Annotated in this window: 16 protein-coding genes; 13 read left to right on the top strand and 3 right to left on the bottom strand. The window is 62.5% G+C overall.

Translation table 11 applies throughout. The features are described from left to right. Nucleotides 1–2: 2 nt before the first annotated feature. The 12 genes from tssC to tssA all read left to right on the top strand — a co-directional run bounded on the left by tssC (nucleotide 3) and on the right by tssA (nucleotide 18723). Nucleotides 3–1505 (top strand): type VI secretion system contractile sheath large subunit, encoded by a 1503-nt coding sequence (gene tssC, locus OGL93_RS20185; protein WP_263264711.1) that lies wholly within the window; start codon nucleotides 3–5, stop codon nucleotides 1503–1505. A gap of 26 nt (nucleotides 1506–1531) precedes the next feature. Then, nucleotides 1532–2014 (top strand): type VI secretion system baseplate subunit TssE, encoded by a 483-nt coding sequence (gene tssE, locus OGL93_RS20180; RefSeq protein ID WP_263264709.1) that lies wholly within the window; start codon nucleotides 1532–1534, stop codon nucleotides 2012–2014. Beyond that, nucleotides 2014–3846: a type VI secretion system baseplate subunit TssF gene (gene tssF, locus OGL93_RS20175; RefSeq protein ID WP_263264707.1), complete on the top strand. Its 1833-nt coding sequence runs from the start codon at nucleotides 2014–2016 to the stop codon at nucleotides 3844–3846. The genes tssE and tssF overlap by 1 nt, the downstream gene beginning before the upstream one ends. Then, the gene (gene tssG, locus OGL93_RS20170) at nucleotides 3810–4880 is read left to right on the top strand and encodes a type VI secretion system baseplate subunit TssG (protein ID WP_263264705.1); all 1071 of its coding nucleotides are present in this window, start codon (nucleotides 3810–3812) and stop codon (nucleotides 4878–4880) included. Before tssF ends, tssG begins: the two co-directional genes overlap by 37 nt. Further along, nucleotides 4877–7471 carry a type VI secretion system ATPase TssH gene (gene tssH, locus OGL93_RS20165; protein WP_263264703.1) on the top strand — a complete coding sequence of 865 codons (2595 nt, stop codon included), beginning with the start codon at nucleotides 4877–4879 and terminating at the stop codon, nucleotides 7469–7471. The genes tssG and tssH overlap by 4 nt, the downstream gene beginning before the upstream one ends. A 24-nt stretch (nucleotides 7472–7495) precedes the next feature. Further along, on the top strand, nucleotides 7496–8239 hold the full coding sequence (tssJ, locus tag OGL93_RS20160) for a type VI secretion system lipoprotein TssJ (RefSeq protein WP_263264700.1): 744 nt from the start codon (nucleotides 7496–7498) through the stop codon (nucleotides 8237–8239). Next, nucleotides 8236–9579 (top strand): type VI secretion system baseplate subunit TssK, encoded by a 1344-nt coding sequence (gene tssK / locus OGL93_RS20155; RefSeq protein ID WP_263264699.1) that lies wholly within the window; start codon nucleotides 8236–8238, stop codon nucleotides 9577–9579. The genes tssJ and tssK overlap by 4 nt, the downstream gene beginning before the upstream one ends. Beyond that, nucleotides 9576–10289: a type IVB secretion system protein IcmH/DotU gene (gene icmH, locus OGL93_RS20150; RefSeq protein WP_263264698.1), complete on the top strand. Its 714-nt coding sequence runs from the start codon at nucleotides 9576–9578 to the stop codon at nucleotides 10287–10289. Before tssK ends, icmH begins: the two co-directional genes overlap by 4 nt. Nucleotides 10290–10308: 19 nt before the next feature. Continuing rightward, a complete protein-coding gene (locus tag OGL93_RS20145) occupies nucleotides 10309–14235 on the top strand; it encodes a type VI secretion protein IcmF/TssM N-terminal domain-containing protein (protein ID WP_263264697.1) in 3927 nt (1308 codons plus the stop codon). A 70-nt stretch (nucleotides 14236–14305) separates the two neighbouring features. Beyond that, nucleotides 14306–16774 carry a type VI secretion system membrane subunit TssM gene (gene tssM / locus OGL93_RS20140; RefSeq protein ID WP_263264696.1) on the top strand — a complete coding sequence of 823 codons (2469 nt, stop codon included), beginning with the start codon at nucleotides 14306–14308 and terminating at the stop codon, nucleotides 16772–16774. Nucleotides 16775–16931: 157 nt separating this feature from the next. Next, nucleotides 16932–17450: a type VI secretion system tube protein Hcp gene (locus OGL93_RS20135; protein ID WP_263264695.1), complete on the top strand. Its 519-nt coding sequence runs from the start codon at nucleotides 16932–16934 to the stop codon at nucleotides 17448–17450. Between the two features lie 172 nt (nucleotides 17451–17622). Then, nucleotides 17623–18723: a type VI secretion system protein TssA gene (tssA, locus tag OGL93_RS20130; protein ID WP_263264693.1), complete on the top strand. Its 1101-nt coding sequence runs from the start codon at nucleotides 17623–17625 to the stop codon at nucleotides 18721–18723. 112 nt (nucleotides 18724–18835) lie between these two features. On the opposite strand, the gene OGL93_RS20125 is transcribed toward tssA, so the two are convergent. The 3 genes from OGL93_RS20125 to OGL93_RS20115 all read right to left on the bottom strand — a co-directional run bounded on the left by OGL93_RS20125 (nucleotide 18836) and on the right by OGL93_RS20115 (nucleotide 23004). Then, nucleotides 18836–20695 (bottom strand): calcium-binding protein, encoded by a 1860-nt coding sequence (locus tag OGL93_RS20125; protein ID WP_263264692.1) that lies wholly within the window; start codon nucleotides 20693–20695, stop codon nucleotides 18836–18838. Between the two features lie 389 nt (nucleotides 20696–21084). Continuing rightward, on the bottom strand, nucleotides 21085–21600 hold the full coding sequence (locus tag OGL93_RS20120; RefSeq protein WP_263264690.1) for a single-stranded DNA-binding protein: 516 nt from the start codon (nucleotides 21598–21600) through the stop codon (nucleotides 21085–21087). Nucleotides 21601–21609: 9 nt separating this feature from the next. Beyond that, nucleotides 21610–23004 (bottom strand): MFS transporter, encoded by a 1395-nt coding sequence (locus OGL93_RS20115; protein ID WP_263264689.1) that lies wholly within the window; start codon nucleotides 23002–23004, stop codon nucleotides 21610–21612. Between the two features lie 202 nt (nucleotides 23005–23206). Here OGL93_RS20115 and uvrA point away from each other — a divergent pair, with 202 nt between their 5' ends. Next, nucleotides 23207–26044 carry an excinuclease ABC subunit UvrA gene (uvrA, locus tag OGL93_RS20110; protein ID WP_263264688.1) on the top strand — a complete coding sequence of 946 codons (2838 nt, stop codon included), beginning with the start codon at nucleotides 23207–23209 and terminating at the stop codon, nucleotides 26042–26044. The last annotated feature ends 65 nt before the right edge of the window (nucleotides 26045–26109 follow it).

The raw sequence follows: 26109 nt of genomic DNA, 5'->3' as shown, positions 1-26109 counted from the left end.
CCATGAACGACAAGCAAAACCTGACCGAGCAAGGCGCGGCATTGGTGGAGGTTGAACACTTCGCCCCCCAGTCCTCGCTGCTGGACAGCATCATTTCCGAAAGCCGCGTGGCCCGCTCGGAAACCGAGCGCACCCGTACCCGCGACCTGATCGGCGAGCTCGTCGGCCAGGTGCTGGAGGGCGAGCTTACGCCCAGCAAAGACCTGATCGCCGTGCTCGACGCCCGCATCGCCGAGATTGACGCGATGCTGTCCGAACAGATGAACGAGATCATGCATGCCAGCGAATTCCAGCAGCTGGAAGCGTCGTGGCGCGGTTTGAAATACCTGGTCGACCAGACCGAGACCAACACCACGCTCAAGGTCCACCTGCTCAATGCCTCGAAAAAGGACCTGGTGCGTGACCTGAAGGCAGCGTCGGAATTCGATCAGAGCGCGCTGTTCAAGAAGGTTTACGAAGAGGAATACGGCACCTTCGGTGGCGCCCCCTTCGGCATGTTGGTGGGCGACTACGAGTTCAACCGTACCCCGGAAGACATGTACCTGCTCGAGGAGGTGTCGCACGTAGCCGCGGCCGCGCATGCCCCCTTCATTTCGGCGGCCTCGCCGGAACTGTTCGGCTGGGACTCGTTCACGGACATGTCCGGCCCGCGCGACCTGGCGAAAATTTTCGATACCGTCGAATACGCCAAGTGGAAGTCGTTCCGGGCCTCGGAAGATTCTCGCTATGTGGGCCTGACCCTGCCCCACGTGCTCGGCCGCCTGCCCTATGGCCCCGAGACCACGCCGGTGGAGGAATTCAACTTCGTCGAGAACGTTGATGGCCGCGACCACAACAAGTACCTGTGGATGAACGCCGCCTACGCGCTGGGCACACGGGTCACCGATGCATTCTCCCGTTACGGCTGGTGCGTGGCGATCCGCGGGGTAGAAGGCGGTGGGCTGGTCGAGGGCCTGCCGACCCATACCTTCAAGACCGATGACGGTGAAGTGGCCCTCAAGTGCCCGACCGAAATCGCCATCACCGACCGTCGCGAAAAAGAGCTGTCGGACCTGGGTTTCATTCCCCTGGTGCACTGCAAGGGCACCGACTACGCGGCCTTCTTCGGCACCCAGTCGGCGCAGAAACAGAAGCAGTACAACACCGATATCGCCAATGCCAACGCCCGGCTTTCCGCGCAGTTGCAGTACATCTTCGCCACCTCCCGCATCGCCCATTACATGAAAGCGATCATGCGGGACAAAGTCGGCAGCTTCGCCTCCCGCAAGGACGTAGAGATGTACCTCAACAAGTGGCTGGCCACCTACGTGCTGCTCGACGATACCGCCAGCCAGGAAGCCAAAGCCAAGTTCCCGCTGCGCGAAGCCCGTGCCGAGGTGGTCGAGGTGCCGGGCAAGCCTGGTGTGTACAAGGCCGTGACGTACCTGCGCCCGCACTATCAGCTCGATGAACTGACCGCTTCGTTGCGCCTGGTCGCCGAACTGCCGCAATCGACCCGCGGCTGAACCCCGAACGTTGCCAGGAAGGCGAAATGAGTAGTCAACACAAGCTGTTGCCATCCCTGCTGGACCGGCTGCTGGACGACAGCCCACAGCAGCGCGCCGAGGCGGCGTCGCAGCGCTTGTGTTCGCTGGCCGACTACAAGGCCAGCATCGTGCGCGATCTGGAGATTCTGGTGAACACCCGCCAGAGCCTGGTCGCTAACGATCTGGATGGCTTCGCCCAACTGGGCGGGACCATCCTGGACTACGGCATGCCGGACTTCACCAGCAAAAGCGTTCTGGACCCACAGGATCGCTTGCTGATCCAGAGGCAACTGGAAAAGGCAATCAGCGTTGGCGACCGGCGTTTTCGCAGCGTGAGGGTGCAACTGCTCGCGCAACAGGCCAACCGCCGCATGCTGACCTTCCGCGTGGATGCGGTGCTGCGCCTGCAGGACATCTCCCGGCAGGTGTCCTTCGACGCGGTGTTGCAGGTCAACACCCAAGAATACACAGTGCAAAACCTCAACTGATGCTCGACGATCTTCTCCCCTATTACGAAAAGGAGCTTTCGCACCTGCGCTTTCTCGGCCAGGAATTCGCGAGCCAGTATCCGAAGATCGCCTCGCGCTTGCTGATCGAGGGCGACAACTGCGAAGACCCGCACACTGAGCGCCTGATCGAGGCGTTTTCGTTCCTGGCCGCGCGCGTGCATAAAAAGCTCGACGACGAATTCCCGGAAATCGTCGAGTCGTTCCTCGAAGTGCTTTACCCGCATTACCTGCGCCCTACCCCGTCGATTTCCATTGCGCAAATGAGCTTGGGCAAGCACGAGAAAGTTACCGAGGGCTATCGGATCGCCCGGCATACCGAGTTGCACGCCAACCCGGTCGACGGCGTGGTATGCAAGTTCCGCACGTGTTACCCGGTTGAGCTCTGGCCAGTGGCCGTACGCCAGGCCACCTTCGTGGAGATGGAGCGGTCTGCCTTCAACGGGCACAGCGCCGAGCTGGTGGCACGCTTGCGCCTGAGCCTTGCGGCTACGTCCGACGTGCCCTTCGGCAAGATGTCCCTGGACAGCCTGCGGTTTTTCCTCGACGGCGAAAGCACCTTGATGCTGCAGCTCTACGAAATGCTGTTCAACAACCTGGCCAAGGTCACCCTGGCGTTCGAGGACCAAGGTCGCACCCGGGAAGTGGCCTTGCCGGTAGACGCCCTGAAAGCGGTGGGTTATGGCCTGGAAGAGGGGCTCGTGGATTATTCCGAGCGCTCGTTCCTCGGCTATCGGCTGCTGCACGAATACTTCACTTACCCCGATAAATTCATGTTCTTCGACCTGTCGGGTTTCGCCCGGATATTGGCGGGCAAGGCGCTGGAGACGGTGGAGCTCAACTTCTATTTCTCCGACTACGACCTGGGCGACCGGTTGGCGCGCCTGGCCCAGAACATTGGCCGCAACAACTTCAAGCTCAATTGCACCCCGATCATCAACCTGTTCCGCCAGCAGGCCGAGCCGATCAAGCTGAGCCATGCCCAGCACGAGTACCCGGTCAAGCCGGACGTTCGCCTTCAGGGCGCCGCCGAGGTGATATCGATCGACCGTGTGCGCCGGATCAAAAAGGTCGGCGGCGTCGACCAGGTAGACACCTGCCATCCATTCTTCGAGCCACGTGGCGAACAGAGCCCGGGGGCGAGCTACTGGGTCGCCCGCCGCCGCCCGGCACCCGCTCGGCAGCGCGAAGGCACGGACATGTTCATCCGAGTGGTAGACCGGGACCTGGAGCTACTTGGCGCCAGCAATGACGCCCTGAGCCTGCGCCTGACCTGTAGCAATCGCGACCTGCCCCTGCTGCTGCCCTTCGGCGGCGAGCGTGGCGACTTCAATATCCCATCGAACTCGGTAATCACGCACATCCGCTGCCTGCGCAAGCCGAGCCCGACGGTCCGCGTGCCTCTGGGCAAAGGCGTGATCTGGCGATTGATCGCGCACCTGTCGCTTAACCATATGTCGCTGGTCAGCCAGGGCCGGGAAGTGCTGCTCGAACTGCTGTCGCTGTACAACTACCGCAACGCCTCGGCCATCCGCAAACAGATCAACGGCATCGTTGCGGTGAACAGCGAGCCGGTAGTGGCGCGCATTGGCCATCCTCGACCGAATTTCGTCCGCGGCGTAGGCGTTACCCTCACCTTCGACGAGAGCCAATACACCGGCAGTGGCGTGTTCCTGTTCGGCATGGTGCTGAACCAGTTCTTCGGCCAGTACTGCACGTTGAACAGCTTCACCCAATTAACCCTGCGCACCCTGCAACGTGAAAAGAGAGTGGTCCAATGGCCCGCACGAACCGGCGATCAACCCCTGGTCTGATCGACCAGGCACGGGCTGAGCCGCACCGGTTTGAATTCTTTCAACTGGTGCGCTTGCTCCGTTTGCATTACAGCAGGGCCGGGCGAATAGATCCGCAAACCCGGCCGCATGAGGATCCGCTGCGTTTCCGCTCGCAGCTGTCGCTCAACTTCCCCGCCAGCGAAGTCAGCGACCTGCGTTTCGAGCGGGAGGCCAAGCTATCGCCGGCCGGGCTGCCGTTGACGGAAGTGCAGGTTACTTTCATGGGCCTGGTCGGGCCGTCCGGGGTGCTGCCACGGCCGTACACCGAACTGTTGATGGAGCGACATATCCAGCACCGCGACGACGCCGCGCATGCATTCCTCGACCTGTTCGGGCACCGCGTGACCACGCTGTTCTACGAGGCCTGGCAGAAATACAAGTTTCATATCGAGCATGAGCGCACTGGCCGCTCCAGTTTCGACCGGTACCTGCTCAACCTGGTGGGGTTCGGCCCGGTGGCTCAGCAACGGATGCGCGACGGCCGTGGAACCTCACTGCGCGGTGAACTGTTCAGTTATTTCTCCGGGATGTTTACGCAAAAGCCGCGCAACGCGCTGAACCTGCAAGCGATCCTTTGCTTCTGGTTTTCCTTGCCGTTCAAGGTCAAGCCGTTCGCCGGCCGCTGGCTGAAGCTCGAAGCGGCGCAGTGCACGCAACTGGGCCGCAAGAACGCCGTGCTGGGGCAGAGTGCGCTCATCGGCAACCGCGTGTGGGATTACCAGTCTTGTGTACGCATCGAAGCGGGCCCGCTGGGCCTGGCCGACTACCAACGCTTTCAGCCCGGCACTGCCGACTACCGCAAGCTGGTGGAGCTGGTGCGCTTTTACGTGGGCGCCGAGCTGGACTTCCAGTTCGCCCCAACGCTTGAACCCAAGGCGGTGCCGCCCGCGCGCCTGGGCCGCCAAGGCAATGTCGCCCTGGGCTGGCTGGGCTGGCTCAAGCGCCCAGGAGTCGAGGTCGAACCCACCCGCTGCGCTCTCTTCCATATTCCTTTCGATGGGGTTTGCCTGTGAACCTGAAGTCCCTCTTCGCCAAGCTGAACGACACCGCCCGCACCGCCACCGAAAGCGCCGCGGCCCTGTGCCTGTCCGAACAGCACTACGACGTCGAGGTCGAGCACCTGCTGCTGCAATTGCTCGAACGCACCGATAACGACCTGCCTGCCCTCCTGCGCTATTACGAGGTGGTGCCCGAGCGGCTGCAGGCGCAGCTGGTGACCGCCCTGGCCACCTTCAAAAAAGGCAACACCCGCACGCCGGCGCTCTCTCCGCAGCTCACGCGCATGATCGAACAAGCCTGGCTGTTGGCTTCCATCGAGTTCGGCCAGGCGCGGATCCGTACCGGCTACCTACTGCTGGCGCTGCTCGAAGACGCACAGTTGCACCAGCTGGTGCTGGCCTCGGCGCCAGAGCTAGGAAAAATCAACGTGGACGACCTGCGCGCCAACCTGGCTGCGCTGATCGAGGGTGGGGCCGAAAGCAAAACCGCCGAGGCCATGGCTGGCGCCCCGCTGGCAGGCACGGGCAGCTTGGCCACGGGCAACGGTAAAACCCCGGCCCTGGACCAGTACACCGTCAACCTTACCCAAAGCGCTCGCGAAGGCCACATCGACCCGGTGCTGGGCCGCGAGTTCGAAGTTCGCCAGATGGTCGATATCCTGACCCGTCGACGCCAGAACAACCCCATCCTGACCGGCGAGGCAGGCGTGGGTAAAACCGCGGTGGTCGAGGGGCTGGCACTGCGCATCGTCCAAGGCGACGTCCCCGAGGTGCTCAAAGGCGTCGCTATCCATACCCTGGACCTTGGCCTGCTCCAGGCAGGCGCCGGGGTGAAGGGCGAGTTCGAGAACCGCCTCAAGGGGGTGATCGAGGAAACCAAGCGCAGCCTGCACCCGATCATCCTGTTCATCGACGAGGCCCATACCTTGATTGGCTCCGGCGGCCAGGCCGGGCAGAACGACGCAGCCAACCTGCTCAAGCCGGCACTGGCGCGCGGCGAGTTGCGCACTATCGCCGCCACCACCTGGGCAGAGTACAAGAAGTATTTCGAGAAGGACGCGGCGCTTGCCCGGCGCTTCCAGGTGGTGAAGGTCGAAGAGCCAGACGAAGACAAGGCCATCCATATGCTGCGCGGCCTGCTCGCCAAGATGCAGGATCACCACAAGGTCACGGTGATGGATGAGGCGCTGGTACAGGCCGTCCGCCTTTCCAACCGCTACATCACCGGCCGCCAGTTGCCGGACAAAGCCGTCAGCGTGCTGGACACCGCCTGCGCGCGGGTGGCGCTGGCGCAGTCGGCCCAGCCGGGCACCTTGGAAGATTGCAAGCGACGGATCGACGCCCTGCAGGCGGAAATCACTGTATTGCGGGAAGAAACCGCCAAGGGCAGCGACCACGCTCGGCGCCTGGCAATCCTGGACGCGGCGCTGCTGACGGAGCAGCAGGCATGCGCCGCGCTGAGCGACCAATGGCAACGCGAGCTGGCGCTGGTGCGCGAGCTTGCCGGGCTAGATGCGGCGGCGGACGCCCAAGCCCTGGCGGCAGTGCGCGCGGAGCTTGCCGGCGTGCAAGGCGAGCGGCCGCTGGTACACGCGTTGGTCGATGGCGGCACCATCGGCGAGGTGATCTCCGGCTGGACCGGCATTCCCTTGGGCAAGATGCTGCGCGACGACATCCAGACCGTGCAGCACCTGCCCGCGCTGTTGGGCGAGCGCGTACTGGGGCAAGACCACGCACTGCTGGAGATCGGCAAGCGCATCAAGATTTCCCGCGCGCGCATGGAGGACCCGAACAAGCCCATCGGTGTGTTCCTGTTGCTAGGCCCCAGCGGGGTCGGCAAGACGGAAACCGCCCTGGCACTGGCCGATACCCTCTATGGCGGCGAACGTAACCTGATCACCATCAACATGTCCGAATACCAAGAGGCGCACACCGTCTCCAGCCTCAAGGGCTCGCCCCCTGGGTACGTTGGCTATGGCGAAGGCGGCGTGCTCACCGAAGCGGTCCGGCGCAAGCCATATAGCGTGGTGCTGCTCGACGAAGTAGAGAAGGCCCACCCAGACGTGCTCGAGCTGTTTTTCCAAGTGTTCGACAAAGGCGTGCTGGACGATGGCGAAGGCCGAGAGATCAACTTCCGTAACACCATCATCCTGCTCACCTCCAACACCGGCACCGACCACATCATGCAGGCATGCCTGAACGCCGAGCTGCCGCCGGCACCGGCCCAGCTCGTTGAAGCGCTGCGCGGCCAGCTCAACCAGGTGTTCAAGCCCGCCTTCCTCGGCCGCCTGAACATCATTCCTTATTACCCCGTTCAAGACGCCGTGTTCGCGCGCATCGTCGAGTTGAAGTTGCAGCGGATAGCCCAGCGTTTCGAACGCAATCACCAGGCTGTTCTGAGCTACGACCCGGCGCTGGTCGCAGCCATCGCCGCGCGCTGCACAGAAGTCGACAGCGGCGCACGGGCCATCGACAACATCCTGTCGGGAACGCTGATGCCGGAACTGGCGCAGCGGGTGCTTGAACAGATGGCCCTGGATAAACCGATTCAACGCTTGACCATCGAGCTGGGTAGCGACGGCGACTTCGCCTACCACCTGGCCTGAGCGAACATTCCATAGGTAGTTGTCATGGATTTCACTGCAAGAACAACCGGCATCGCCCAGGCCGCCCGCATCACCGCGGCCTTCGCCCTGCTCACCACGCTGGCAGCCTGCGGCGTTACCGATCGCGTTGGCAAACGCGTCGATGACACCTGGGCAGGCGACATGCTGTATGCCGATAACGAGCAGGTGGTATTGACCTCCGACGGCGGCAACCAGCTCAACCCTGACGCCACCGGCAAGCCGCTCTCGGTGGTGCTGCGGGTGTATCAGCTGGCCTCGCTGGAACGCTTCGCCTCTGCGGACGCTGACAGCCTGTGGAGCGCACCGAACGAAGCGCTCGGCAACACCCTGGTGGAAAGCCGTGAGCTCACCCTTCTGCCAGGTCTGGGCCAGCGCGATAAATGGCCGTTGAGCAAGGCAGCGCGATATGTGGGGGTCGCGGCATTTTTCCGTGACGAAGCCGGCGGCCGCTGGAAGGTGGCGTTCGACGCCAATTCCTTGCGCAAGGATGGCATCTGGTTTTCGACTGACGGCCTGCGCGTGCTGGCTGACCGTAACGAGGTAGTGGCCATGCGCGGCATGGACGTGTTGAGCGCCCCAAAGGCGGCACGCGCAGCTGATGCCCCTGTGCCGCCGGCCCCGTCGCCGGTACCCGCGTTGGCGGAGCGCCTGGCAGACACTGCCGTGCAGCAGGCCGCCAGCCAGGCAAGCGGCAGCGGCGCCAGCGCGATGCCGTCCCCCGACACTCTGTTGAAAGGCGCCAAATGAGCAAGCACAGCCGAGTGATGTGGTCTGAAGGGATGTTCCTCCTGCCACAACATTTCCAATACCAGGATGAATTCCACCAGCACCAGCTGGCCGAGGCGACCTTGCGTGGCACGCCGTTCCACTGGGGCGTGCAGGCGTTTCAGGTCGACGAGCAGGCCCTGGCCGGCGGCTCGTTGCAACTGACGCGGCTCAAGCTGGTGTTCCCTGACGGCAGCCTGTTCGATGCGCCACAGCATGACCCGCTGCCGGCTGCCCGAGACTTGAAGGACCTGCTCAAGGGCAACGATTTCAAGGTCTATGCAGCACTGAAACTCCCCGAGCCATACGGCCTGAACTACCTCGAAGACGGCCATGAACAGAAGGGCGGCAGACGCTTTCGCAAGCAGTTCGACACCCTGCCGGACCTGAACGAGGGCGACCTGGAAAACGAAATCGCCAGCCTGCGCCTGAACGTGGTGATGCTGGCCGACGGCGACAGCCTGGATGGTTACAGCTATTGCCCCATTGCCCGGCTCTCACGCAACAACACTGGTGGGTTCAACCTGGCCACGGAATTCGTGCCACCGGCGCTGCATATCAGCGCCCACGGCAGCCTCCTGGACCTGGGCAAGCGCCTGCTGGGTGCCTTGCAATCCAAGAGCAAGATGCTTTCGAGTCGCCGTCGTGAGCGTGCGGATCAGATCGCCGAATTCGGCTCCAGCGACGTTTCGCTGTTCTGGCTGCTCAACACCGTGAACCGTGCGTACCCGAACCTGGCCCACCTGCTGGCACACCCGCGCCTGCATCCCGAGCGCTTGTACCTGTTCCTTGCCGAATTGGCCGGCGGCCTGCTGACGTTCTCGCTGGACACCCCGCTCAGCGCCATTCCCTCGTATGACCACCATGACCCGGCCGCTTCGCTGATGCGCCTGGACCAGATGGTTCGCGACCTGCTCGACAATGTGATCCCCGATCAGTGCGTGGTCATCCAACTGAGCCAGGCCAAGCCGTCTTACTGGCAAGGGCAGTTGCTGGACCCGCGCCTGGTCGAGGCGGACTTCTACCTGTGCGTGCATGCCGACATGCCCGGCTCCATCCTGCTTGAGCTGGTGCCGCGGGCGATCAAGGTCGGTTCGCCGGAAGATATCGAGGTAGTGGTCAACAGCGCGATGCCGGGCGCTTCGTTGCGCCATGCGCCGCGCTTGCCCAACGCCATTCCGCTGCGCCTGGATAACCATTATTTCGCCATCGAACCCCATGGCCGGGTGTATCAGCGAATGATGGAAGCCCAGGCCGTTTCGTTCTACGCCCCTAGCGCGTTTACCAACCTCAAGCTTGAACTGATGGCAGTACTCAAATGACCGAAGCCGTGATGCAAGGCGCCGTGACGGCCGCAACCGACAGGCCGAGCCTGAAAACCCTCGTACAAGACTTCGTCAGCATGGCGCTGATCATGCGCAAAGGCCGGCAGGTCACTTCGATCGCTGCTTTCGAGGCCAGCGTAGAGGCCTTTTTCAACAACCTGGAGCGCGATGCGCGCGCTGCCCACTACAGCGCCGAGCAGGTCCGCGATACCCAGTACGCGCTATGCGCATTCCTTGACGAAAGCGTTCTGCGCGCGGGTGACAACGAGCTGCGCCGGCATTTTGAACTGCGGCCCATGCAGTTCCACTACTTTCAGGTTCATTTGGCCGGCGAAGGCTTCTTCGACAAGATCGAGGCGCTGCGGGCTGACGTCCGGCAAAACCTGGACGTGCTCGAGGTGTATCACCTGTGCCTGGCCCTGGGCTTCGAGGGCAAGTTCAGCCTCGGCCAGAAAGACCAGCTGCGCTACCTGGCCAATTCGCTGGGCCAGGACATCGCCCGCTACCGCCAGGCGCCCAGCGCGCTATCGCCGGACTGGGCACTGCCAGACCCGGTGTCGCACATGCTCCGCCATGAAGTGCCGCTGTGGGTGTATCTAGCGCTGGTAGCGCTGGTGTGCCTGACGGTTTACCTCACCCTGGACTGGTTATTGGGCAAGGACGTTGCCGCGTTGGCCGAACAGATCAACCAACTGTTCGGCAACTGAGCCGCCGAGTCAGGAAGACATGAAAACACTACTGCGCCTGTTGAAAAGCTTCTGGTTCCTCGTGCCCGTGATGTGGGTGGCCAGCCTCCTCGCCTGCTGGCTGGTGGCCCCCCGGTTGAGTGGGTTGCGCCCTTATAGGCTCGAAGCGCTGGCTATCGTCAGCGCGTTTTACCTGTTGCTCATCGTGCTGCGCCAATACCGGCGCATCCGCACCGAACACAATCTGGAAAACCTGGTTCAACGTGAAGTCGATCGCTCACTCACGGCCGCCGGCGAGCTCCGCGACCAGCAAGTGCTGCGCGACCGGCTCAAGCATGCTATCGCCATGCTGCGCACCCATCGCTCGGCGGGTGGTGGCGGGTCCGCGGCCCTCTATGACCTGCCGTGGTACCTGGTGATAGGTACGTCCGCCGCAGGCAAAACTTCGCTGCTCACCCGCTCCGGCTTATCGGCCAGCCTCGCCAGCGGCGCTAGCGACCGTGACAGCGGGACCGGGACCGATACCGGGACCGGCCACTGCGATTGGTACTTCAGCCCCGAAGCCGTGATGATCGACACCGCCGGCCGTTACCTTCGGGACGACCAGTCGGCCAGCGAGTTCGCGGCCTTCCTGCGATTGCTCAAAAAGCAGCGTGGCAAAGCCGCGATCAATGGCCTGGTATTGGTAGTGAGCCTGCCGGAACTGCTCGCCGCCAGCGCCGCCGAGCGCCGCGACCTGGCCACCCGGCTGGTCGCTCGGGTGGAGGATTACGCCGATTGCCTGCAGGTCAGCCCGCCGATCTACCTGATGCTGAGCAAGACCGACCAACTGCCGGGCTTCAGCCAGGCCTTCGCCGCTCTCGATAACGATCAGCGCCAGCAGCCGCTTGGCATGACCTTCGGCGTTAATGAGTTCCGCGCCGAGAACGTGCACACGCTGCTCGACACCAAGCTCGCCAACTTGCAGCGGCACATTGAGCGTCATGTGGACGCGCGGGTGGCCGCCCTGGGCTCGGATGTGGACAGCGCACTGTTGAGCTTCCCGAACTACTTCGCCGAATTGGCGGCGGTGCTGGAACAGCTACTGGAGCCTTTCGCCCAGCGGCGCCCGCAGCGGATGCCCTTGTTGCTGCGCGGGCTATATTTCACCAGTGCGTTGCAGACCGGCGACCATCTGCGCCACGTGTACGAAGACGGCATCGCCGAAGCCTTCGCGCTGCAACCGGCGAATGACCTGGGCGAGCCGCTGCAACTCCGCGGCCGGGCAGCAGGCGACCGCGGTTACTTCATCACCGATACCTTCCGCCGGGTGATTTTCCCAGACAGCGACCTGTCGCTTTATCAGTGGCGGGCGGGCCGCGCTCGGGGAGTGGGCCCGGCCGTCATTGCCGCGGCCGTGCTTGGTGGGCTGGCGTTGGTCGGCTGGCAGGGCCTGGCGTTCAAGAACAACCGGCAGTGGCTGGCGGCACTGCACCAGCCACTGACTGAGCTGCAACAGGCGCCAGACCGCGACCAACGGCTGGCCTCCGGGCAAGGCTTGGAGCTGCTGCGGGCCCCGTTGGCGACGATGGAGCATTACCGCGCGCAAGGCGTTCCGCTGCGGCTCAGCGCTGGCCTTTATCGCGGCGACGACCTGTACCCGGCTACGCAACAGGCCTACCTGCGCCAATTGCGTAGCCAGGCATTGGAGCCGATTGCCCTGAAGCTGCAAATGCAAATGCGCCAGTTCAATGACTTCGCCACCGCACTGGAAAACCGGGACAGCTTTGCGCCTGTTCCGTCCAAGGCCCGCACCCAGCCTCGGCTTCCGGGGCAGGAAGTGCTCGGGCAAGCGGCGCGGGCATTCGCCGCAGGCGCCACTCGGCCCAGTTCATTCAGCAGCCTTGCACGCACCCCAAGCGATGCAACCGCGCGCCTGGGCGTGATGGTGAAAAACAGTGTTGGCCAGGCTCGCGGCGATACGTTGGCGGCCCTGCGCAAACCGGCCAGCGGCGGCGACGCTGTGCAGCCGGCCAGTGGCGGCCTGTCGTTGTCCGAAGCCATGCTCGGGCGCCTTAACGAACAGCAAGTGGCATCAGTCATCGATGCCTATAACGCGCTGAAGCTTTACCTGGTGCTGACCCAACCCCAGGCGCATCCGGAGGCCGAGTTCGTCGCCGCCACGCTACCGGCGGCCTGGGCCAGCACGGCCAGCGAACACGGCCCTGTCAGCGACGCAGCGATTCGCGCCAACACACCTATCTATCTGGCGCTGCTGGGCAATGGCCAAGCCCCCGCCTTGCCGCGTAACGAGCAACTGGTCAGCGAAACCCGCGAGCGCTTGAAGGACTTTATGATTTCCAGCTCGCTGGTGGATCGTGAGTACCTGCGCCTGCAACTGGAAGCCAGCCGGCAGTTCCCACCCCTGGGGATGGCCGACCTGGTGCCGCAGCCCGGCCGGCAGTTGTTGGCCGGTGGCGAGGTCGTTCCGGCGATCTACACGCGCCAAGGCTGGGAAACCTTCGTGAAGCCTGAGCTGATCAAACTGGTCTCGGGCAACCTGCGCAACGAAACCGACTGGGTGCTAGATGGCGAAGGCGGTGACAGCGTGGTGCAGAAGGCTAACTTCGTGCGCGAGTTCATGGCCCGCTACAAACGCGACTATGCCGCGGCCTGGTATGCGCTGATCAACAGCGTCACCGTGCGCCCCTTCAATGACATGAGCACTGCCATTCAACGGCTGTCGTTGCTCAGCGACGTGCAAAATGCCCCGGTCAAAAACCTGCTGGCGGCGGTCAACGACAACACCCAGTGGGACCTGCCCGCCCCTCGCGGCCCCGAACCCGCCGGGATCAAGCGCGCTGATGGGTTCTGGAGCAAGGTCAGCGGCATCTTCGAGGCGCAGGAAGCGTCGCCGGAGTTGTCGATATCGCCACTGCCGGCAGTGGATGACGGCAGCCTGGCCAAGCGCTTCGAGTCGGTCTCGCGGATGTTCGCCGCGCAGAACGCCGAAGGCGCCGACAGCACGGTGATGGACCGTTACCTGGCTGCGCTGCGCAAGCTCAAGGTGCGCCTGAACAACATCCAGCGCTCCCAGGATGTAGGTAAAAGCAGCAAGCAGTTGATCAGCGAAACGCTCGAAGGCCAGCCTTCTGAGGTGACCACGGTGCGCAACTACGTGGAAGCCGCGGTGGACACCAGCCAGGACGGCCTGGCCAGCGCCTTGCAAGGCCTGTTCAGCCTGCCGATCCGCTACACCTGGGAAACCTTGCGCGCGCCCGCTGGAGAACAGATCAGCAAAGCCTGGGCGCAGCAGATTGCCAAGCCATGGGACCAGGTGCTCGCTCATCGCTACCCGATTGCCAGCGGCAGCGACAACGAAGCCTCGGTCAAGGACCTGCAGCGCTTCGTGGACCCCGATGCCGGCCTGTTGCCCAGCTTCAAACGCAACGAAATCGGCAACCTGGCCGGTGGCGAAGGCCTGGGCGCCGGCAGTGGCAAGGCCGCGCCGCTGGTGAACCCGAACCTGGTCACCAGCATCGACAAGGCCAGCGCCTTGGGCCAGGTCATCGCCAGCCTGTCCGACCGTGACAATGGCTTCGAAATCATGCTGCAGCCGTCGGCCTACTTCACCGACATCCTCTTCACCCTGGACGGCCAGGTGCAGCACTACCGCAACGGCAAGGCCAGCTGGAATCGCTTCTCCTGGCCGGGAACCACCACCACGCCCGGAGCACGGCTGGATGTGATCACACTGACCGGCGAGCGCATTACGGTGTTCGATTATCCGGGCCGCTGGGGCCTGCTGCGCATGAGCGACAGCGCCCGCGTAGAAGACCTGGATGGCATTCAACAGCGTTTGAGCTGGAACACGGCGAATGGCCCAGTGAGCCTCACGGTCCGCAACTATGGCGGCGTGAAGCTCACTGACCTGGCGAACGTCAAGGCGCTGGGTGCGCTCAGCCAGGCGGACGGGCCCAGCAAGTGAGCCAACAAATGGACCGCACTTTTGATGGGGTGCTCGGCCGCTGCGCCGACGCACCGGATGTGACGCCTGTATGAACAAGGTCAAGTACTACTGCTTGCGCTATCAGCCGTACCTGTTAGGGGCGGTTTTTTTCCTGACCACCTTCGCGGTATGGGGGCTGGGGCGTGCCCTGGGGTTTGGCTCGCTCAACAGCTTGCTCAGCGGAGTCGGCGTGTTCCTGCTGCTATCGGCGGGGTATGTGCTGTTGCTTTACCGTGGCGTGTCTCGCCATCCTGGCCTGGAGCACTTGCGGCATAGCGATGCCGAGCAAGTGGTGCTCAATGCCAGTGTTGCGGACCGCGAGGAGATCAGCGAGCTGCGCGAGCGGCTACGGCAGGCTGTCACCCGGCTGCACAGCACGGCACCCGGTGGCTCAAGCCCCCGGGATGCGCTCTATGCCTTGCCTTGGTACCTGGTGATGGGTGAGCCGGGCGCAGGCAAAAGCACCCTGCTGGCGCAGTCCGGGCTTAACTTTCCTTACGTCGAACGCGCCCCGGTACAAGCGGCCACCGGCACGCGCAGCTGTGACTGGCTATTGAGCGCCGAGGCGGTGTTGCTCGATACCGCCGGGCGCTATATGGAAGATCCGCAAGCCGCCGGCAAATGGCGAGGCCTGCTCCAACTGCTGCGCCAGGAGCGCCCCCGGCAACCGCTCAATGGCTTGATCGTTGCCGTGAGCATCGAGGACATCTTGCACCGCAGCGGAGACGAACAGGCCCGTATCGCCAAGCGCCTGCGCGAGCGCCTTCAGGAAACCCAAACGGTGCTCAAGGCGCGCCTGCCGGTGTACCTGGTGTTCACCAAGTGCGACCTGATACCGGGCTTCGCTTCCTTCTATGGGCAACTGAGCACTGCTGCCCGTGACGAGGCACTGGGCAAGACGTTCTCCCACAAGGGCTATGAGCACACCGACTGGAGCGTGCGCTTCGGCCTGGCCATGGATGAGCTGGCCACTTATTGGCAACAAGTGACCGCGCACAAGCTGGCGCTTCAGGACATTCAGGCCACTCGCCAAGATCCAGCCCTCTACCGCCTGCCGCTGGAGCTGTCAGCGCTCAAACCTCGGTTGCAGCGGTTCGTCGACACCCTGCTGCGAGCCAACCCGTACCAGGGCGCGGAATTGCTGCGTGGCTTCTATCTCACCAGCGCCTTGGACGGTAACCACGCGGAAACAGGCGTGCATGTGCAGGGAGTCATCGAGCGTTTCTCGCTGGCCACCGAGCCACCGCAGGGCAGTGCCGCAGGCCAGCCTCGCCCGTTGTTCATCAGTGGGCTGTTGCGCAAGGTGGTCATTGCCGACCAGCACCTGGTAGGCCTATACACCTGCAACCGCCAGGCGCAACGGCGCAAGGCAGCGAGGATCGGCGGCGCCAGCCTTGCCGCGCTGGTGTTGTGCGGCCTATGGGGCTGGGCATGGTGGAACAACACGCAAAGCCTTCTGGCGATCCGTACCGAGCTGGCGGATGCCGCCACCGCGGACAGCGCCACCAAGGGTCAGTACACCTCTTGGCAAACCCTCGACCGCCTGCGCTTCTGGAGCGCGCACTACTATGCCCAGCACCATGACGGCGGCGTGCCGCTCACGCTGCGCATGGGGCTGTACCAAGGGCACGCCGTGGAGCCGCTATTGCGTGAGCGCTATTTCGCCAGGCTCGAGCAGGTAATGCTGCGGCCCACGGCCGACAACCTCACCCGCTCCCTTGCCTTGCTGCCCACCATCAAGGTGTACCAGCGCACCGCCAAGGGCCTGCAGCCAGTTACCAGCTTGGACAGCGTGGAACCCAAGGCACTGCCGGCCGATAACAGGGCCCAATCGGTGGCTGACTTCGGCAAGGCCACCTTGGCCACCTATGTGATGCTCACCCGTGCCCAGCGCGAACAGGCCGACCCGGCGTTTCTCAAAGCCAGGATGCCTGACTACTGGTACCCGGCGATTGCCCGCCAGGTGGCGAGCAGCGTGAACGCGCGGCAGGACTACGAATTCGCCAGCCGACAGATCGACTTCTACAGCGAGCAGATCCACGAAACGGATGTGCCTCGTATCGTCGACAACGCTTTCTTGATCTCCAGCTCGCGCAATTACATAGACAGCTTATTGAGCCAGTCGCTGCGCTCGATCGAGACCATCACGCTGGAATCGGACACCTTGTTCGCCTTCGGCCGGGCCGACTTCCAGAGCCTCAAAACCGAGGGCCAGAACCAGCTGAGCGCCATCGCCGGCAAGCTGCTCAACACCCCCAACATCGGCAAAGTCATCATCGCCGGGCATGCCGACCAATTAGGCGACCCCCAGGGCAACTTGCAGGTTTCCCGGCAGCGGGCACAGACCATCAAGACCTACCTGACCGGCAAAGGCGTGCCCGCCGAGCTGATGGTGGCGATTGGCAAAGGCAGCGAGAAGCCGCTGGTTCAGTGTGATCTGCAGCAGCCTAGGGCCCAGCTGATCGACTGCCTGGAACCTAACCGGCGAGTGGAAATTGAAGTCCGCGCGCTCAACTGAGCGCACGTCAAGGGCAAGTAATCAGCGCTTGGGTGTTTCTGAACAGAAGACCAGGGCGCGGCAACGAACCTCTCTTGGTGATCCCAAGAAGGCGTAATGAAGGCGGCGGCCGGTTACAGGCCCCTCGCCTTTAAATGAAAAAAAGGAGAAGTTAGAAATGGCATTTGACGCTTATATTCAAATCGAGGGCATCCCAGGGGAAGTTCTGGACGAAAAACACAAAGGATGGATCGAAGTGCTCGGTTATGAGTACGGCGCTACCCAAGCCACCTCGGCTACTGCCAGCTCCACCGGTGGCGCGTCCTCCGAACGCGTTGCGCTGAGCGACTTCACCATTCGCAAGGCTGTGGACAAAGCCTCGGCCAAGCTGTTTGAGGCGTGCTGCAAAGGCACTCACATCGCCAAGCTGCAGCTGAACGTTAACCGCGCGGGCGGCGACAAGGTGACCTACCTGACCATCAACATGGAAGAAGTCATCGTGTCGTCGGTGAAGGCGATCGCGGGCGGCAACCAGACCGGCGAAGACAAGGCCATCAGCGACCTGCCGATCGAAGAAATCAGCTTCAACTTCGCTCGTATCAAAACCACCTACACCCAGCAAAGCCGTACCGATGGCCAAGGTGGCGGCCAAGTTACCGGCGGCTGGGACCGCACCGCCAACAAGGTCTTTGCATAAGCCTTGCGGCGCGTACGGAGCGAGGGCGCGGAACAAAAGGCCTGAACACCGGCTGACCGCGCCCAGCCATGTTCCGTACACCGTGTAACGCGGGCGGCAGCAGCAGCCCGCAACCGGCACCGTGCCCTTTTCTTGAGGGCACGGTGTTCTTCATTACTGAGCAGAGCACGTTATGCCTGACTTTCTCAACGACCTATCCCTGGCCGAATTGACCGCGCCTATCGAGGGCGGAGCCGGCGAGGATCTGAGCTTTTCCACCCTGTTCGACCAGATCAAGGAAGCCCGCCGAGCAGACCTCCATTACCTGACCCAAGGCGACTGGCAAACCGACCTGAAAGCCTCGGACTGGGACTTGACCGTTACCCTGGCTGCCCAGGGCCTGGCCCGGCAAAGCAAGGACCTGATGCTCGCCGCATGGCTCAGCGAAGGGCTGGCGCACAAGCATCAATTCACCGGCATCACCTTCGGCCTGACCCTTGTAGAACAGTTGCTGGAGCTTTTTTGGCCCGGCCTGTTTCCATCTCTCGAGGACGGCCTCGAAGAGCGCACGGCCCGCTTGGCCTGGCTGAACACTACGCTGGCCGAGGTCGTGGGTGAGTTGCCCATTACCCAAGGGCAACACTTCGGCTTGCTGCGTTATGAGGAATCCCGCCATGTGGAAAACCTCGCATTGCAAAACCCAAAGGCCATGCAGGCCGCCCTCGACGAAGGCAAGATCAACGCCGAGACCTTCCAGCGCTCAGTGGTGCTGACGGACTCCGATTACCTTCGCCAGAAGGCGGCAGAAGTCAGTGCCTGCCTGAAGGCCTGCGAACGGTTGCAAGGCGTGGTGGACGCGTTGTTCGGCAACGAGGCGCCCAGTTTTGCCGCACTGGCTGACATCCTTCTTCGCACCGGCCTTCTGGTCGAACGCTTGCTGCGCGAACGCGGCTTGGAGCCGACCTCAACGCCTGCCCCTGCGGCCGACCGCGACAGCGCCATATCCTCAAGCGCCGACACAGCGCCGGCCCAGGCGGTCCAGGCGGCCCAAGGCACGCTGCCCGCTCCGCTGCGCACTACGCCCGCTAGCCGCGAAGAGGCCTTTACCTTGCTGGCCAATGCGGCGCAATTTTTCAAGAACAGTGAACCGCACAGCCCGGTGCCGTACCTGATCGAGCGCGCGATCAAGTGGGGCAACATGCCGCTCGAGGGTTGGCTGAGCGAGGTGATCAAAGACAGCAGCGTGGTAGATAACATCCGCGAGTTGCTGGGCACTCAGGAAGCCAAGCGCTGACGCTAACCGCCTTGCGAAGCAGAAGGCCGATACGACCTGACCAGGCGATGGCCAGCGGTAAATCAGGCACCGCTGAACGCCGGGCGGTCAGCGGTTTTTGGTCAGGCGGCTTTTACACCAGGCTGATCATGTCCGCACTCAGGTGCGAAGGGTTGAAACCGACCAGGGTGACGCTGCTGTCGCCGGCCTGGATTACGGTATCGCTACCCTGCAGGCTGGCGGCGTGGATCACCGCGTCCGTGGAAGCGAAGGTGGAGCGGGAAAATACCAGCAGGTCCGTACCGTTCTGATGAATGTTGAAGTCGGTGATCCGATCGTGGCCGAAGCCTGGCTGGTCGAAAATGAACACGTCGCTGCCCACCCCGCCACTGAGCAGATCGTTCCCTTGGCCACCCACCAGGGAATCGGCACCGGCGCCGCCATACAGCTGGTCGTCGCCACTGGCGCCCAGCAGTGTGTCGTTGCCGTCGCCCCCGTGCAGCAGGTCATTGCCGGCGCCGCCGTACAGATGATCGTTGCCTGCCTGGCCGAAGATCAGATCGCGGCCCTTGGTGCCGTTCAACGTGTCGCCCGATGCGCTGCCTTCAAGGGCTTTGTCATAGGCCTTGTCCGCGCCGAACCAGCCTTCGTAATCCAGCTTGCCGTCGGTCACGGTGTAAGCCGGGGTCAGCAATTGGCCTACGCCGGTGAGCACGCCGCCGATCAGCGGCAACTGGCCGGCGGCAGTGGCCAGGGCCGTTTCGAACTCCACGTGCTCTACGCCATGCAGTTCCTTCAGCCCGTATTGCCCGGTGGTGTCATTGAGGAACAAGGTGCCGTCACTAAGCCTGACCGCTTCGTAGTTGGAAGCGGCACCTTTGAGAAAGACCTGGTCGTCGCCCGTGCCGGCCGCGACTATGTCCGTCCCGGTGCTGACCCTGAAGCTGTCATCGCCGGCGAACCCATCGAGGAAGTCATCGTGGCTGCCGTCTTGCAGCTTGTCGCCGCTGGCGGTGCCGAGCAGGAATGCAGGCGCGCCGTAGTGGTTGGACGTGGCGCTGGCTTTATCGCTCACCCAGGTAACTCCACGGCTGATCGGGTCCAGGTTACTGATGACGATCGTGCTGTCGCGCTCGATGTAGTTGTAGAACGTTGACTGGCCGATGGTTTGGATCGGGTTGATGAACAGGCCTTCGATATGCGCCGCCCAGCCCGTGAGATTGGCGATGGAGAACGGACCGTAGGGCCAGGCGGACTGTGCATAAAGGGTGTCGAACAACACGATGTTGTCCGTGGTGGAGGCGTAGCTAGTGTCAGTGCCATGCAGGGCACCAATGACCGCGCTGCCCACGTTGGTTTGTTCGCCCGTAAGCCGGTGCACGATGTCGTTTTCGAAGCCGAAGTTGAAGATGCCATTGTCGTTGCCGACTTTGGGCGACTCCATGCCGAAGTAGTCCGAGTCTTTGAAGAAGCCGCCGGCCAGGGTGTCCTTGCCCAGGAACATGCCGTTGGTTACAGCACCGCCCTGGCTATAGCCGGTCACCAAAACGTCCTTCCCGGTCAAATGGTGGTCAGTGGCGTAGCTTTTGATGGCTTCCAGCAGATAATCGAAGCCGTGGATGTAGGAGTTGTCGATCATCGCGGGCCAACCGGCCAGGTCAACCAACGAATTGGTCCCGGCAGGGGAAAACGCCAACTTGGTGAGTTGCCCGTTGGCGTCATATTGCCCAAATACCCTGGCCTGAGCCCCGGCGACATCCCCGCCAGTGAAGCTTCCCGTCAGGTCCAGATGGGTTTTATCAACATTCAACTCAGTAGCGCTGATCTCACGCCAGCCTTTAGGCACAGAGAAGGCGTTGCCCTCCCCCAGCACCGCCCCAGGTATGTTGTAGAGTGCGCCCACGGTTGCGACACCGCTGGTGTAGGTGGCGAGGTTCCAGGCATCTGAGATAAGCGCGCGGGCGTCTTGCCCTTTGTAATCGAAAATTGCCATTCCATTCTCCTTGGGCCTGGCTTGCCGCGCCCAACGCGTTAGGCGTTAGAGCGGCGTCAGGCAAAACATCCTGCATTGAAGTTATTGTCTATGCGTTTGTTTTCCAATGCACTCCGACGACATCTGCGGGCTGTGCAGACGAGAAGCGCCTGAGAACTGTAGCTCAGGAGAGGAATGCGGATGTATAAAATGGCAATAAGGAGTGGTGAGTTCTTATAAGCTTTGTTGAAACTTTATTTTCACAAAACAACTTTCAAAGGCTTTATTAAGTAACGCCACCCCTTACGTCCTGATTAGAAGAATTATTCCAGCCCTTTTAAACAGCTGTAAAAACGCAAAGCCCCCGCATTGCGGGGGCTCGGTCAAACTTCAAACCTGCAAGATGGACCTCAGAACGGAATATCATCATCAAAGCTGTCGAAATCAGCTGGCGGCTGCTGCGGCGCGGATTGCTGCGGCGCAGGGCGAGACTGCTGTGGCTGCGACTGTGGCCGTGGCGCTTGCTGGCGAGGCGCTTGCTGGTTGTAGTTGCCACCGCCTTGGCCCTGCTGGTCGCCTTGCGGCCGGCCGCCCAGCAACTGCATGGTGCCTTGCATGTCAACGATGATTTCCGTGGTGTAACGCTTGATGCCGTCTTTTTCCCACTCACGGGTCTGCAGCTTGCCTTCGATGTAAACCTGCGAGCCTTTGCGCAGGTATTCACCGGCAATTTCCGCAACCTTGCCGAACAGGGAAACGCGGTGCCATTCGGTGCGTTCTACCTTCTGGCCGCTTTGCTTGTCGGTCCACTGTTCGCTGGTGGCCAGGCTCAGGTTGGTCACCGCGTTGCCGTTGGGCAGGTAGCGTACTTCAGGATCCTGACCGCAAGTGCCGACCAGTATGACTTTGTTAACCCCGCGGGCCATAACGTTCTCCTAGGCGTCGCACGTGCTCTGGCGCGGGTTTACCAACGCGTCTAAAGCAGTACGATCCAAAATTTTCGTATCCAGTTTGATGTAAACAGCGGCCTCATCGGCCACCACCACGGCGTCTGTCACCCCTGGGACGGCCATCAGCCGCTCGCTCAGCCCGACATCACGCACCGATTCGGGCGAAAGCGGCAGGCGCAGGCTGGTGACATAAGGTGGTTCACGCATACTAACAGCAATAGCTATCCACAGCATGAGCAATGCCGCGCAGCCCAGGAAGACCCCACTCAAGCCGCCATGCTCGAACATCCACCCACCGAGGATCCCGCCCAGCGCCGCCCCCAGGAACTGGCTGGTGGAATAAACCCCCATGGCGGTGCCCTTGCCCCCTGCTGGCGAGACCTTGCTCACCAGCGACGGCAGTGAGGCTTCAAGCAGGTTGAATGCGGTGAAGAACACTACGGTCCCGATCACCAGGGCGGCAAGGCCTTGGGCGAAGGCCCAGAAGTACAGCTCGACCAACGCCAATACGATGATGGCCCCCAGAAGCACGCGTTTCATTTTGCGCTTCTTTTCGCCGTAGATAATGAACGGGACCATCGCAAAGAATGAAACGAACAAAGCGGTGAGGTACACCCACCAGTGCTGCTCCTTGGGCAGGCCCGCGCGCTGCACATACGCCAGCGGCAGGGCGACGAAGCTCGACATCAGGATGGCATGCAGGATGAAAATGCCCGCGTCGAGGCGCAGCAGGTCCGGGTGGCGCAAGGTTGGGCCGATGGCCTGGCGCGCCACACCGGACTCGCGATGATGTAGCACCCGGGTGGAACGCGGCACTACGAAGGCGACGATGAGCATGCCCAGCAGGGCCAGCAGCCCGGTGGCGAAGAACAACCCTTTAAGCCCAAATGCACGGGTGAGCAAAGGGCCGACGACCATGGCGACGGCAAAGGACAGCCCGATGCTCATGCCGATCATGGCCATGGCCTTGGTGCGGTGCTGCTCGCGGGTCAGGTCCGAGAGCAGCGCCATGACCGCCGCGGAGATCGCTCCGGCCCCCTGCAGCACACGGCCGAAGATCACGCCCCAGATGCTGTCGGCCTGGGAAGCGACGAGGCTGCCGATGGCGAAGATCACCAGGCCTACATAGATCACCGGCAGGCGGCCCACTCGATCGGAGATCATTCCGAAGGGGATCTGCAACACCGCCTGGGTCAGGCCATAGGCGCCAATGGCCAGGCCAATCAGCGGCAGCGTGGCGCCAGACAGGTCCATGCCATAGGTGGCCAGCACCGGCAACACCATGAACATGCCCAGCATGCGAAAGGCGAACACCAGCGCCAGGCCGGCGGCGGCACGGGTTTCGCCGCCGCTCATGCGTTCGCTGTGGAGATCTTGCATGGATATACCTCGTGTGAACCGGCCGAGATTCTACCAGTCCGATCGTTTAACGGCACATTGAGTGACGCTATGCCACATGAACGGATCTTCATGGCTAGTGCCACGTTGACCTGGCCCCTTGGGCCCGCAGCGCGCCGGAAAGTGCAGTTTGCCCGGCCCGCCCCGTATACTTCCCTGTTTATGCCCGCCGAGCGAGGCCGCCTTGGACAAGATCCTGATTCGTGGGGCACGCACCCACAACCTGAAAAACATTGACCTGACCCTCCCGCGCGACAAGTTGATCGTCATCACCGGCCTCTCCGGCTCGGGCAAGTCCTCCCTGGCGTTCGACACCCTTTATGCCGAGGGCCAGCGGCGCTATGTGGAGTCGCTCTCAGCCTACGCGCGGCAATTCCTGTCGATGATGGAAAAACCGGACGTCGACACCATCGAGGGGTTGTCCCCGGCGATTTCCATCGAGCAGAAGTCCACTTCGCACAACCCACGCTCTACCGTTGGCACCATTACCGAGATCTACGACTACCTGCGCCTGCTTTACGCTCGCGTGGGCACTCCGCGCTGCCCGGACCATGACACTCCGCTGGAAGCGCAGACCGTGTCGCAGATGGTCGACCTGGTCCTCGCCGAGCCCGAAGGGCGACGGCTGATGCTGTTGGCGCCGGTGATCCGCGAACGCAAGGGCGAGCACCTCGGTGTGCTGGAAGAGCTGCGCGCCCAGGGCTTTGTGAGGGCTCGCATCAACGGCAAGCTGCATGAGCTGGACGAAGCGCCGAAGCTGGACAAGCAGAAAAAGCACAGCATCGATGTGGTGGTAGACCGCTTCAAGGTTCGCGCGGACCTGCAGCAGCGGCTGGCCGAATCCTTCGAAACCGCGCTAAAGCTGGCCGACGGCATCGCCCTGGTCGCCCCCATGGATGAGGGCGACACCGGCGAGGACATCATTTTCTCCGCTCGTTTCGCCTGCCCTGTTTGCGGCCATGCGATCAGCGAGCTCGAGCCCAAGCTGTTCTCCTTCAACAACCCGGCCGGTGCCTGCCCCACCTGTGACGGGCTTGGGGTCAAACAGTTCTTCGACTCCAAGCGGCTAGTCAATAACGAGCTGACGTTGGGCGAAGGCGCTATCCGCGGCTGGGACAGACGCAACGTATATTACTTCCAGATGCTGGGGTCGCTGGCCACTCATTACAAATTCAGCCTCGAGAAGCCCTTCGGCGAATTGCCCGCGGAGAAGCAAAAGCTGTTGCTGTACGGCAGCGGCCGCGAGAACGTGGACTTCAAATATCTCAATGACCGCGGCGATATCGTCAGGCGCTCGCACCCCTTCGAGGGCATAGTGCCGAACCTGGAGCGGCGCTATCGGGAAACCGAGTCGGCCAGCGTACGCGAGGACCTGGCCAAGTACCTGAGCACCCAACCCTGCCCGGAATGCCGCGGCACCCGCCTGCGCCGGGAGTCCCGCCACGTGTGGGTGGGCGAAAAAACGCTGCCTGCGGTCACCGGGTTGCCGATCGGCGAAGCCTGGGATTATTTCGGCGGTTTGCAGCTGACGGGGCGCAAGGGCGAGATCGCTGACAAAATCCTCAAGGAGATCCGCGAACGCCTGCAGTTTCTGGTGAACGTAGGGCTGGACTACCTCACCCTCGACCGCAGCGCCGACACCCTCTCTGGCGGTGAAGCGCAGCGCATCCGCCTGGCCAGCCAGATCGGCGCGGGCTTAGTGGGGGTGATGTACATCCTCGATGAGCCGTCCATTGGGTTGCATCAGCGGGACAACGACCGCTTGCTCGCCACACTCAACCACCTGCGCGACATCGGCAACACTGTGATAGTGGTCGAGCACGACGAGGATGCTATTCGCCTCGCCGACTATGTGGTCGACATCGGCCCTGGCGCGGGGGTCCATGGCGGTGCCATCGTCGCCGAGGGCACGCCCGATGAGGTCATGGCCCATCCGGATTCGCTCACGGGCGCTTACCTATCTGGCCGCAAGAAAATCACGTACCCGGCCAAACGTACCCCACGCGACAAAAAGCTTACGCTGAGCATCAAGGGCGCCCGCGGAAACAACCTGCGCAATGTTGACCTGGAGATTCCCATCGGGCTGTTGACCTGCGTGACTGGCGTGTCTGGCTCGGGCAAGTCCACCTTGATCAACAACACGCTATTCCCGCTCAGCGCCACGGCCCTCAATGGCGCTACCACGCTCGAGGCCGCTGCGCACGACAGCATCGATGGGCTGCAACACCTGGACAAAGTGGTGGACATCGATCAGAGCCCGATCGGCCGCACGCCGCGTTCCAACCCGGCGACCTATACCGGGCTGTTCACGCCCATCCGCGAGTTGTTCGCCGGCGTTCCGGAAGCCCGTGCCCGCGGCTATGGCCCAGGGCGCTTCTCGTTCAACGTCAAGGGCGGCCGCTGCGAAGCATGCCAAGGCGATGGCTTGATCAAGGTGGAAATGCACTTCCTGCCAGACATTTATGTGCCTTGCGACGTGTGCAAGAGCAAGCGGTATAACCGCGAAACGCTGGAGATCCGCTACAAGGGCAAGAGCATCGACGAAGTGCTGCAAATGACCATCGAGGAAGCCCGTGAATTCTTCGACGCGGTGCCGGCGCTTGCTCGCAAGTTGCAAACGCTGATGGATGTGGGCTTGTCGTATATCAAGCTAGGGCAATCAGCAACCACGCTTTCAGGTGGCGAAGCGCAGCGAGTGAAGCTGTCTCGTGAGTTATCCAAGCGCGATACCGGCAAAACGCTGTATATCTTGGACGAGCCCACCACCGGCCTGCACTTTGCCGACATTCAGCAGCTGCTGGATGTACTTCATCGCCTGCGCGACCACGGCAACACCGTGGTGGTGATCGAGCACAACCTTGATGTGATCAAGACGGCGGACTGGTTGGTCGATTTGGGGCCGGAGGGTGGTTCGCGCGGCGGGCAGATCATTGCCTGCGGCACGCCGGAGCAAGTGACGAAGATGGCGCAGTCTTATACCGGGAAGTACCTTAAGCCGCTGCTGGAGCGGGATAAGGTTTGAGGGCAATCCCGCTCCTGCAAGCGCTGTAGGAGCGGGCAGGCCCGCGACCCGGGGCCATGAAAGAT

Origin of the sequence: Pseudomonas sp. RIT-PI-S, assembly GCF_025642975.1 — a bacterium.
Classification (GTDB): Bacteria; Pseudomonadota; Gammaproteobacteria; order Pseudomonadales; family Pseudomonadaceae; genus Aquipseudomonas.
This window is presented reverse-complemented; position numbering and strand designations above follow the sequence as displayed.